At 59.4% G+C, this 11076-nt stretch carries 11 protein-coding genes; 6 read left to right on the forward strand and 5 right to left on the reverse strand.

The features are described from left to right. Positions 1-46 precede the first annotated feature (46 nt). The 5 genes from GSQ82_RS23820 to thiC all read left to right on the forward strand — a co-directional run bounded on the left by GSQ82_RS23820 (position 47) and on the right by thiC (position 4009). Complete coding sequence (locus GSQ82_RS23820; RefSeq protein WP_158794743.1) at positions 47-523, forward strand: GyrI-like domain-containing protein; 477 nt, start codon at positions 47-49, stop codon at positions 521-523. Between the two features lie 51 nt (positions 524-574). Beyond that, positions 575-1318, forward strand: a complete 744-nt coding sequence (locus GSQ82_RS23825; protein ID WP_158794744.1) for a glycosyltransferase family 2 protein — start codon at positions 575-577, stop codon at positions 1316-1318. 65 nt (positions 1319-1383) lie between these two features. Continuing rightward, a complete protein-coding gene (locus GSQ82_RS23830; RefSeq protein WP_158794745.1) occupies positions 1384-2139 on the forward strand; it encodes a TIGR00266 family protein in 756 nt (251 codons plus the stop codon). Between the two features lie 23 nt (positions 2140-2162). Further along, positions 2163-2354 (forward strand): hypothetical protein, encoded by a 192-nt coding sequence (locus GSQ82_RS23835; protein ID WP_158794746.1) that lies wholly within the window; start codon positions 2163-2165, stop codon positions 2352-2354. Positions 2355-2518: 164 nt separating this feature from the next. Continuing rightward, a complete protein-coding gene (thiC, locus tag GSQ82_RS23840) occupies positions 2519-4009 on the forward strand; it encodes a phosphomethylpyrimidine synthase ThiC (protein ID WP_158794747.1) in 1491 nt (496 codons plus the stop codon). A 556-nt stretch (positions 4010-4565) separates the two neighbouring features. On the opposite strand, the gene GSQ82_RS23845 is transcribed toward thiC, so the two are convergent. The 5 genes from GSQ82_RS23845 to pyrE all read right to left on the reverse strand — a co-directional run bounded on the left by GSQ82_RS23845 (position 4566) and on the right by pyrE (position 9979). Next, positions 4566-6737 (reverse strand): M28 family metallopeptidase, encoded by a 2172-nt coding sequence (locus tag GSQ82_RS23845; RefSeq protein ID WP_254061885.1) that lies wholly within the window; start codon positions 6735-6737, stop codon positions 4566-4568. A gap of 204 nt (positions 6738-6941) precedes the next feature. Next, a complete protein-coding gene (gene mscL / locus GSQ82_RS23850) occupies positions 6942-7346 on the reverse strand; it encodes a large conductance mechanosensitive channel protein MscL (RefSeq protein ID WP_158794748.1) in 405 nt (134 codons plus the stop codon). Positions 7347-7478: 132 nt separating this feature from the next. After that, positions 7479-7784: a permease gene (locus tag GSQ82_RS23855; protein ID WP_158794749.1), complete on the reverse strand. Its 306-nt coding sequence runs from the start codon at positions 7782-7784 to the stop codon at positions 7479-7481. Positions 7785-7940: 156 nt separating this feature from the next. Then, positions 7941-9014 (reverse strand): S-methyl-5-thioribose-1-phosphate isomerase, encoded by a 1074-nt coding sequence (mtnA, locus tag GSQ82_RS23860; protein ID WP_158794750.1) that lies wholly within the window; start codon positions 9012-9014, stop codon positions 7941-7943. 296 nt (positions 9015-9310) lie between these two features. Then, positions 9311-9979, reverse strand: coding sequence for an orotate phosphoribosyltransferase (pyrE, locus tag GSQ82_RS23870; protein WP_158794752.1), 669 nt, complete (start codon positions 9977-9979; stop codon positions 9311-9313). Between the two features lie 248 nt (positions 9980-10227). Here pyrE and GSQ82_RS23875 point away from each other — a divergent pair, with 248 nt between their 5' ends. Next, the gene (locus GSQ82_RS23875) at positions 10228-10965 is read left to right on the forward strand and encodes a (Fe-S)-binding protein (protein WP_158794753.1); all 738 of its coding nucleotides are present in this window, start codon (positions 10228-10230) and stop codon (positions 10963-10965) included. The last annotated feature ends 111 nt before the right edge of the window (positions 10966-11076 follow it).

Below are 11076 nucleotides of genomic sequence, written 5' to 3' on the forward strand. Positions count from 1 at the left end.
TTTTGGATATGTTGCTTAAAGCTGCGGGTTCCCGTAGAAAGAATCGATGCATATCCAGCACCATACGGGCTTCGATGTTGTCGGCATGGCGACTCGCACGCAGAACTCCATTGAAAGTACGGAGAACAGCAGGATCGCAAAGATCTGGAATGACTTTCTGAGTCAGAATCTGGCAGCGAAGATTCCGGATAAGCGTGGGGTCGATCTTATTGCTGTGTATAGCGACTACGAGAGCGACCATACGGGTCACTACGGCTATCTGCTTGGGCTTCCAGTCGCATCGTCGTTGAGGCTGACCCCGAACCTTGCGGTGAAACATGTTTTAGCGGGCCGGTACAAGGTGGTCACGTCGAAGAGGGGGCTGGTGACTGAAGTTGTGCCGGAGGTTTGGAGACGTATCTGGTCGATGTCTCCTGAGGAGTTGGGGGGTACGCGTGCCTATCTTACCGACTATGAGGTGTACGATCAGCGTGCTGCCGATCCGGAGAACTCGCAGATCGATGTGTATGTCGGACTTCGCTAGCGCGAGGTGTGTGGTGCGGCTTCTCGCAGATTTATGTAGTGAAGGATAGGTATGTCTCCGACGATCTCGATCATTATTCCGGCGTTGAATGAGGCGGAGTCTATTGGACATGTGGTCTCGGAGATGCCTTGGGATCTGATTGCGGAGTGCATCGTCGTCGATAACGGCAGTACGGATGGGACGGGTGCGATTGCTGCGGCCGCTGGGGCAAGGGTGATCTCTTCGCGGCGTGGCTATGGGGCGGCATGTCTTGCGGGCTCGCAGGCTGCCGTGGTGGGGTCTGACATTCTTGTTTATATGGATGGCGATGGTTCGGATGTGATCGCCGATCTGCCGCGGTTGGTTGGTCCGATTGCGAGTGGGGCGGCGGACTTTTTGATTGGATCGCGGCTTCGAGGGCGACGTGAGGCTGGGTCCATGCTTGGTTCACAGGTGTTTGCTGGGCATATGGTGAGTGCTCTTTTGAATATCTTTCAGGTGGGGGCGCGGAAGAAGGTTCGGTATACGGATATGGGGCCGTTTCGTGCGATTCGTAGAGCTTCGTTTGAAGAGTTGCGGATGAGCGAGCTGACCTATGGTTGGAATCTTGAGATGCAGATCAAGGCGATTAAGCATGGGCTGCGGGTGCAGGAGATCGCGGTTGATTATCGCAGGCGGATCGGGGGGACGAGCAAGGTCTCGGGCGATGTGAGGGCTAGTGCGAAGGCTGCGATACGGATTTTTGAGGTGCTCTTTCGGGTTGGGCTTGGCGGCGCCGGGAGAGTAGGTGTTGATCGTTTGGGGGAAGAGCGATAGCGCGGCGAATATACTTTCCAGGTCGATTGTTTGTTGGCTATTTGTAGTTTGAGGGAGTTTTGATTATGCAGAATCGCATTCTCGGCACGACGATGCCTGTACTTGAGTTCGCGCTTGGACCTGACGATGCCGTTATTTCGGAGGCTGGGGAGTTGTCGTGGATGTCGGCTTCTGTGCAGATGACGACGCATACGCAGCACGCTGGCGGTGGTGGGTTCTTCGGCGCGATCAAGCGTGTGGCGGGTGGTGGTTCGCTGTTTATGACGGAGTACCGGGCCGTGGGAGCGCCGGGCGAGGTGGCGTTTGCGACGCGGGTGCCTGGGCATATTGTGCCGGTCGAGGTTGGGCCGGGGCATGAATATCTTGTACATCGGCATGGATTTCTCTGCGCTACGGCGAATATCGAACTTGGCGTCGGCTTTCAACAATCGCTGGGCGCGGGGATCTTTGGCGGCGACGGATTTCTGTTGCAGAAGATCAGCGGGCAGGGGATTGCGTGGCTTGAGCTTTCGGGCGAGGTGGTGATCAAGGATCTTGCGGCGGGGGAGACGCTGCGGGTGCACCCAGGGCATGTGGGGGCGTTTCAATCTTCGGTCGCATTTCAGATACAAAGGGTGCCGGGGATTAAGAACCTGGTGTTTGGGGGCGATGGTGTTTTTCTGGCTGCGCTTACGGGGCCGGGGCGGGTGTGGCTGCAGACGCTACCTATCTCGAGGCTGGCGCATCAGATCCAGGAGTATCTGCCGAAGGAGCGCGGGGAACAGGCGGTTGAAGGTGGCGTGGTCGGGGGCATTGTGGGGTCGATTTTGAAGGGAATGTGAGAGGTTGTCACGGGAGGAAGAGTATGTCATTCTTTTTGCGATTTGCTGCAATCCTTCTGACCGTAGGCGTTTCAGAGGGACTCTATATCTGGTTTGCCGCTAAGCCATTGCCCGGCGCGGCTTTGATTTCTGCATTTGTTCCGCTGTTGGTGAGCGTCTTCATCATTATTCCGATGCAACGACGGAGAAAAGTTTCGCTGGACGAGCGAAGCTGAGTTTTCTTTCTCGCCGGGGAATAGGCAGTGGGTAGAGGAGCGAAATATAGGGATCTTGCCACCGCGTGACAGAGTGTTGGCGTGATGTTGCCTGCGTCGAGATGAGCGGCTGTGGCATCGTATACTTACTTACCAGATAGCATGGTGGCAAAGGCGGGGATCAGATGACCGAAAACGGAAACGGCGCAGCTTCGAACGGCAATGGGACGCATACGCACGGCAACGACTACAGGGTGCCGACGGGTCGGGCGGAGTGGATCGTAAAACGCAAGGCCGAGGCGGAGCGTACGGGCGATACGAATATGTCGCAGATGCACTTTGCACGTAAGGGCATGGTTACGGAAGAGATGGCCTTTGTGGCGCAGCGCGAGAAGATCTCGGCGGAGCTGGTGCGTAGCGAGGTGGCGAAGGGAACGATGATTATTCCCGCGAACACCAACCACCCGGAGCTGGAGCCGATGGCGATTGGGGTGGAGTCGCTGTGCAAGATCAATGCGAATATCGGGAACTCGGCGCTGGTGTCGAATGTGGATGAGGAGCTACGGAAGCTGCATACGGCGGTCCACTTTGGCGCAGATACCGTGATGGATCTTTCGACCGGCGGCGACATTCCGATGATTCGGGAGAAGATTCTGCGGCATAGTCCGGTGCCGATTGGTACAGTGCCGCTTTATGAGGCGCTCTCGCGGGTGAAGCGGGTGGAGGATCTGAATATCGATCTTTACCTTGAGGTGATTGAGGAGCAGGCGCAGCAGGGTGTCGATTACTTTACGATTCATGCGGGCGTGCTGATCGAGTATGTGCCGCTGGTGGCGAAGCGGATCACGGGCATTGTGAGTCGCGGTGGTGCAATTCTGGCGCAGTGGATGACTTCGAATCATAAGCAGAACTTTTTGTATGAGAACTTCGACCGGATTACGAAGATCATGGCGAAGTATGACGTGAGCTACTCGTTGGGCGATGGGCTGCGGCCGGGATGCCTGGCGGACGCGAGCGATGAGGCTCAGTTTGCAGAGCTGAAGACGCTGGGTGAGTTGACGCGGCAGGCCTGGAAGAGCGATGTGCAGGTGATGATCGAGGGTCCGGGGCATATTCCGATGGACCAGATCAAGCTGCAGGTGGATAAAGAGGTTGAGCTGTGCGATGGGGCTCCGTTCTACGTGCTTGGGCCGCTGGTGACCGATATCGCTCCGGGTTACGACCACATTACGAGTGCGATTGGCGCGGCGATGATTGGTTGGCATGGTGCGGCGATGCTTTGCTATGTGACTCCGAAGGAGCACCTTGGGCTGCCGAATGAGAAGGATGTGAAGGACGGGATTATCGCTTACAAGATTGCGGCTCATGCGGCGGATGTGGCTCGTCATCGTCCCGGCGCAAGAGACAGAGACGATGCGATCTCGCATGCGCGGTACACGTTCGACTGGGATAAGCAGTTTGCGTTGTCGCTCGATCCGGAGACGGCGCGAGGGATGCACGATGAGACGCTGCCGGATGACTACTACAAGGAAGCGGCGTTCTGCAGCATGTGCGGGCCGAAGTTCTGCAGCATGAACTGGTCGAGCAAGGTCGATGAGTTCAATGCGAAGGAGCATGGTCTGCACAAGCAAGATCTAACGCAGATTGTCACTGAGCAGATGGCCTTGCGGGGATAGGTCTTAAATTCTGAAAGAAATGGGCCGCATCCTTTGGTGGGATGCGGCCCATTTCTTTCAGGACAGGATTGTTTTGCTGGACTGATTTGGACTGCGCTTGCCATATGCGAAGTAGAGCGTTGGGGGCTCGACAGAGTGTTTTGAGCCAGGTTCGATTAACCAATCGAACTGGGCAGTGCTATCGCCAGGGTTCGATTTCCACAGGATCATGCAGGTGCGGTGGGATTTGGCCGAAGATGAAGTTCTCTGCAGAACGCCAACATGGTGAGCTAGAGTTGGTCTCGTTCCTCTTTATCTGAACGCATGGCAAGGAGTGCAGGGGTAATGATCATTGCGAGAAAAGCCAAGGCTAATACAAGATCGTGAACCATTGGGAGGTCTCCTTAAGGACGGCTCTGGCCGTCTGAAGGTAATAATCCAATGGGTGACTTATAGGAAACATCCCACTTCGGGACAGCCGGATAGACCGAAAGTTGTATGTCCCAAAAAAGGAATATAGGAAATAGGGACTACGGAGACTGAGGCGCGGATGAGTGGGGTGAGTGGGTATTCCGGGTTATTTGGCGGCCGCTTCCAGAATGGCGGAGGAGCGGTTGAGGGCTTCGGTGAGGGCGGCTAGCTGGGTCTGGGCGCGGGTGGTGTCGGGGACGTCGATGGCCTCGTTGACGCCGGGGATGACAACGGCGGCATAGCCGGTGAACTCGCCTGGCGCGTAGATGGTGTGTTTGTACCAGGAGCGGCGGGGAAGACCGGCTGGGTTGAGGAGGGCTCCCTCGGCGAGGCGAAGGGCGTGGTTCAGGGCGGTAGGGTCTGAGGGCGGGGTGGCCTGGATGGTGCGGATGGCGGTGCCAGCGGAGACGAGGCGCTGGGCGGCGGCGAGGGCGGGGGCGAAGTCGACGTTGAGACCCTCGGTGGTGGTGCGCTTCTGCGCGGCGTTGAGATAGCCGAGGATCTCTTTGGCGTAGAGCTGGTAGTCGTAGGGGAGGACATCGGCGTCGGCCATGTGGAGCACTTCGAGGCCGAAGACGCGGGCCTGCTGCTGCTCGTAGACGAAGGTGGGATCGGCGAACTTGGTGAACCAGGCGTAGTCGTCGAAGGCGGAGTGGTAGACGCCGTAGGGGCCATCGGAGCCGATGTCGGTGGAGGGAACGCCGAGGTGCTGGATGAATGGGGTGTAGTCGGAGCCTGAGCCAAGGGTGCCAATGCGGACGTCAGCATCTGACTCGGACGGATGCTGGCGATGCCGGGTGCTGGCGGAGGTCTGCTGGTCGGTCTTCCACTGGTCGTAGACGGTGCCCCCCTTGGGGCTGGAGACCTCCTTCGTGACCTCGCGTACAAACTGCTTGAGGGAGGGGACAGCGGAGGCGTTGAAGCTGGGGCCGGAGACACCTACGTCGGTGTTGAGGTAGGCGACGGCGTGCGCGAGGTGACTGGCGTTCTGCTCGGCCCACTCGGTTGAGCCGATGAGGCCTTCTTCTTCGGCGTCCCAAGAGGCGATGACGATGCGGCGTTTCGGCTTCCAACCTTGTTTGCGGAGGTCACCGAGGCCGTGAACGGCTTCGAGCATGGCGGCGGTGCCGCTGTTGGGATCGACGGCGCCGTAGACCCAGGCGTCGCGATGGTTGCCGGCGACGACCCAGTCGTCCTTCTCACTCGGGCTGGTTCCTTCGATGGTGCCGATGACGTCCCAGATGGTGCGGAGAGCGATGTCCTGCTCAAGATGCATGTGGACGGTGATTTTGCTCTTGGTTCCGGTTCCCTGGCCTGCGCCGAGATGGTAGGTGAAGGGAAGCGCTCCCTGCCAGTCGCGAGGAGATTCGGCTCCACCGAGAGCTTCGAGGATCGGTGCGGCGTCTTTATAGGAGAGGGGATTGGAGGGGATGGTGGCCTGATTATTCTGGAGTTTGTCGAGCGGGATGCGGCGCGAGTCGGGGAGATCGGGCGTGGAGGCGATGCCGGGGGTGGTAGGGTCGCCGGGATAGATCGGAAGGAACTGGATGGAGCCGCGCTGGACGGCGCTTTCGGGACGATATGGACCTTCGGGGTAGACGTCGCCGCGGAAGTAGCCGTCGTCGGCGGGGTCGGAGTAGATGAGGATGCCGACGGCTCCGTATTGCTGGGCGATGTAGGCTTTGACGCCGCGGAAGTTTTCGCCGTAGCGGACGATGACGATCTTGCCTTTGACGCTGACGCCGAGCTTGGCTAGCTGCTGAAAGTCGGCGAGGGTGCCGTAGTTGGCGTAGACGGCCTCGGCGGTGACGTCGCCGGAGGGAGAAGAGCCGTTGAAGGCGGGGAGGATGCGCGGGTCGTCCTGGAAGGGATCACCGCCGAACTTTTTGGGATCGACGTGTTCAGGCGTTGGGCCGGACATGAGGCGTTTGCCGCTGGCATCGAAGGCTTCGATGACGATTTTGACGGGCTTGTTCAGGAGGACTTTATAGGGGACGATCTGGGTCTCAAGGCCGGCGGCTTTGAACTTGTCTGCGACGTAGACGGCGGTGGTATAGTCCTCTGGCGAGCTGGCCCAGTGGGGAGCGGAGGTGAGGGTTTTGAGATGTTGGCCGGCTAGTTTGGCGTCGGGGATGGCCATGAAGGCGGTGTCCCACTTGGCCTGCTGGGTGAAGTCACGATAGCCGAAGACCGCTGGGGTGGGAGACTGTGCGAGGAGGCTGGAGGTGAGGAGGGCGGAGAGCAGGACAGAGGCGATGGGGCTGCGGTGTGGTGACAAGGCGACTCCCGTGCATTTTTGTGTAGAAGAGACAGGATAACCCGGAATTGCGCGTGAAGGGGTTTAGTGGATGTTCTTTGACGCGTGCGGGAAGATCTCGGCGGTGGGTGGCTGATCAGAAGACTGGTTTGAAGACGTGATCACACAAACGGCTCACGATGAGACTGTGAGCCGTTTATGTGGGGATTATTTTTCGGATAAGGGTTAGGCGCTTACGGGCTGGGTGCAGAACTTGCAGCGTGTGGCGGCGAGGGGGATGTCTCCCAAGCACTGGGGGCAGGGCTTGGTAGCTGGGGGCGTTGCGACGGCGGGATGGAATTTTTTCAGAAGGTACTGGGTAGGGATGACAAGGAAGAAGTAGACGACCCCGGCGATAAGCAGGAAGTTAATGATCGCGGTCAAGAAGTCACCGTAGCGGATCTCGCCGCCATTGACGTGGCCGACGAGGTAGCCGAAGTTCGGTTTGCCGATGATGGCTCCGAGGAGCGGGTTGATGATCTTCTCGGTGAGCGAGGTGACGATGGCTGTGAATGCGGCTCCGATGATGACGGCGACGGCAAGATCGATTACGTTGCCACGCAGAATAAAGTCGCGGAATCCTTTGAACATGGGTCAGTCTCCTAGAGGGTCGATCTTGCAGGAACCGTTGCGTCGCTGCTCGTTCCGATGGGGCGAGTATATCGCAGAGGATTTTAGATTGTGGTGCGGATGCTTGATGAGATGAAAAGGGTTGAGTGCGGGCTACTGGGACGAGGTGATCCAGTGGGTGTAGGGGTAGAGGAGGAAGAAGAGGATCATGCAGAGCGCCATGAGGTCCATGTAGATGCAGAGCAGGACGCCACCGTGGTAGAAGCTCCAGCGGCGCTGCATGCAACGGACGGTGTCTGCGGTGCCGAAGATGGCGGCGATGGCGGGCAGAATGAGGAAGGGATTGGCGCGATTGTGGGGAAAGTCCGAGAGCAGGAGAGCGATTGCGAGGCTGAGGAGAACGAGGAGACTGCCGCGTAACAGGGAGCGCTTACGCGGATTGAGGAGGGATGATTTCACACTGGCTACTATCTACACTTCAAGGATATGCGCGTGAGTGGCTCGCTGTCAGTTGCGGTCGATAGGGTGGGGCTTGATATTCGATGACAGCGATCAAAAGTAATGAGGTTGCGAGGGGATCGCAACCTCATTACTTTTTGGAGCGGATGCTGCGGATCAAGAGGTTGCGAGTTCCAGTTCGCGACTGTCCTGTTTCGCCATCTTCCGGATGGATTGCTCGAAGGGTGCGGTGAGGACACCACGTTCGGTGATAATCGCGGTGATGTATTTGGCTGGGGTGACGTCGAAGGCCGGATTTTCGATGGAGACGCCGTGGGGAGTCATCTGCTTGCCGTTGGAGTGGGTGACCTCTCTGGCGGCTCGCTGCTCGATGGGAATGAGATCGCCGTGGGAGGTCGCGAGATCGAGGGTGGACCAGGGCGCAGCGACGAAGAAGGGGATGCCGTGCTCTTTGGCGAGGATGGAGACGCCATATGTACCGATCTTGTTGGCGGTATCGCCGTTGGCGGCGATGCGGTCGGCCCCGACGATGACAGCCTGGATGCGGCCCTGCTTCATGAGGGTGGCGGCCATGTTGTCGCAGAGGACGGTGGTGGGGATGTTGTCCTTCATGAGTTCCCAGGCGGTGAGGCGTGCGCCCTGGAGGAAGGGACGGGTCTCGTCGGCGAAGACGTCGATCTTGTGGCCGCGTTCGATGGCAGCGCGGATGACGCCGAGGGCGGTGCCGTAGCCGCAGGTGGCGAGGGCGCCGGCGTTGCAGTGGGTGAGAACGGTGCCTTCGAGCGGGAGGAGGGATGCGCCGTGGGCTCCCATCTGCTTGCAGGCGGCGATGTCTTCGTCGTACATCTGGCGTGCCCTAGCGACGACGGTTGCTTTGATCTCGGGGATTGGGGTGTTTTTGGCGGCGAGCTGGTTGTAGAGGCTGCGGATCTCGTTGATGCCCCAGAAGAGATTGACGGCGGTAGGACGGGTCTCGGCGAGAGTCTGGGAGATGATGGCGACTTCGGCGGTGAGGGCGGCGAGGCTGGTTGCCGTGCTGCGGTCGATGCCGATGGCTACGCCCATGGCTCCGGAGACGCCGATGGCGGGAGCGCCACGAACGATCATGTCGCGGATGACGGTGGCGACCTGTTTGTAATCGGTCGCGAGAACGTACGTCTCCTCGAGGGGGAGTTTGGTCTGATCGAGGAAGTTAACGCCGGTGGGGAGCCATTCTAGGGTAGGAATCATGTCTACTCCAGTTTAGACGATTCAGGCCCATCTATGCTCCTCGATTGCGCTGCGCAGAGCGTAGAAACGTTGAGAACAATGGCTGCAGCGCAAGGGACGGAACTGGAAGAGGCTGAGGATCCAGTCTCGTCCGCGACGGTGCGAGCGGTGAAGGGAAGCTGTGAAGCAGTGGGGGCAGATCTTTCCGTCGCAGAACATGAGCGGTTCATCGGCTGCGACGGTCGGAAGATTAGGGTTCAGAGTGGCGATTGAACGATTCGCAGGCTTGTGCCCGAAACGGGCCGGCGCTCTCGGGCTTATGTTCTTTTTTGCAGTGCGATGTGGGCCTCGCGGACGTCGTCGGCGGTGAAGACGGAGAGGAATGGGACGCCGGGGATCGCGGCTTCGATGTTGGGGCGGCCGCCTTGTTCGCGATCGACGAGGCAGAGGACGGCGGCGACGGTCATGCCGGCTTCGCGGGTGGCCTCGATGGCGGTGATCGTGCTGCCGCCGGTGGTGCAGACATCGTCGACGATGACGACGCGGGCTCCGGGTTTGAGGAAGCCTTCGATGCGGCGGCCGGTGCCGTGGGCCTTTTCGGCCTTGCGGACGAGGAAGCCGTGGATGAGGGTGGGAGCGGGGCCGGGGTCTTCGTCGGGTTCGAGCTCGAGGGTGGTGGAGAGTTCGGCGATCTCGTTGTAGTCGGCCAAGGCCCAGGCGCTAGCGGAGGCGGTGTTCGAGACGAGCGGGTCGGCGCCCATGGTGAGGCCGCCTACGGCTTCGATCTTGTCTGCGTTGGGGATGTGATCGCGAATGAGATCGTAGAGAACGATGCCGGAGAGACGGCCGCCTTCGGCGTGGAGGGTTGTGATGCGGCAGTCGATGTAGTAGTCGGACTTCTGACCGCTGGCGAGGGTGAAGTCGCCGAGCTTGAAGGAGTGGGTGGCGATGAGATTGAGGAGGGCGGTGCGGGCGTCGGTTGGCATGGTCTTATCCATTGTATTGGAGGAGGACGGAGGGATTTGGTGAGGTGAAGTGGAGACGATCTCTGGTGGGACTATGCTGGGTTTCTTGGTGAGGGGTCTTGCGGGTTGGGCTATGGGGTTGAGAAACGAGGTAATCTGGTGTGGCGTTTGAGGGATGAGAGTGGTTTTTTATAAGTGCTCTTATCGTTCGCGCTGTTTTATGGTTGATAGTTTGTTGAATTTTCATCGTTGCCGCTGTGGAGGTTGTCTTGCGAGTCTCGTTGTTTATCACGTGCTATAACGACACGCTGTTTCCGGAGACGGGTAAGGCGGTGGTGCGGGTGCTGGAGCGGCTGGGGCATACGGTGGAGTTTCCGGCGGGTCAGACTTGCTGTGGACAGATGCACTACAACACTGGGTATCAGGCGGAGGCGATGCCTCTGCTGGAGCGGTTTGTCGGGCAGTTCAAGGGGGCGGAGGCGGTGGTGGTGCCGTCGTCGTCGTGCGTGGCGATGATGCGGGATCACTATCCGAAGATGGCGGTGGCGATGAAGGATGAGGGGCTTCAGCGCGAGGTGGAGGAGTTGTTGCCGCGGGTGTTTGAGTTTTCGGAGTTTTTGACGAAGCGGCTGGGGCTGGAGGATGTGGGGGCGTACTATCCGCATCGGGTGACGTACCACGCGAGTTGCCATGGGTTGAGGAATCTGGAGCTGGGTGATGGGCCGATGCGGTTGCTGAGGGCGGTGCGGGGGATCGAGCTTGTGGAGTTGCAGGGGTTGGAGCAGTGCTGTGGGTTTGGTGGGACGTTTGCGGTGAAGAATGCCGGTGTGTCGGGTGCGATGCTGGAGGAGAAGATGGCGGCGATTCTGAGTACGAAGGCGGAGGCTTGTACGGCTTGCGACAACAGCTGTCTGATGCATATTCAGGGTGGGTTGCATCGGCAGAAGACGGGTGTGAAGACGGTGCATCTGGCGGAGATTCTGGCTGGGGATGAGGCGATGCGATGAGTGGCGGGAAGAGGGTAGGGACTGGGGGGGGGTTAAAATTTGGGGGGGGGGGGGGGGGGGGGCGGGGGGGGGGGGGGGGGGGGGGGGGGGGGGGGGGGGGGGGGGGGGGGG

The sequence above is a fragment of the Granulicella sp. L60 genome, from assembly GCF_009765825.1.
Classification (GTDB): Bacteria; Acidobacteriota; Terriglobia; order Terriglobales; family Acidobacteriaceae; genus Edaphobacter.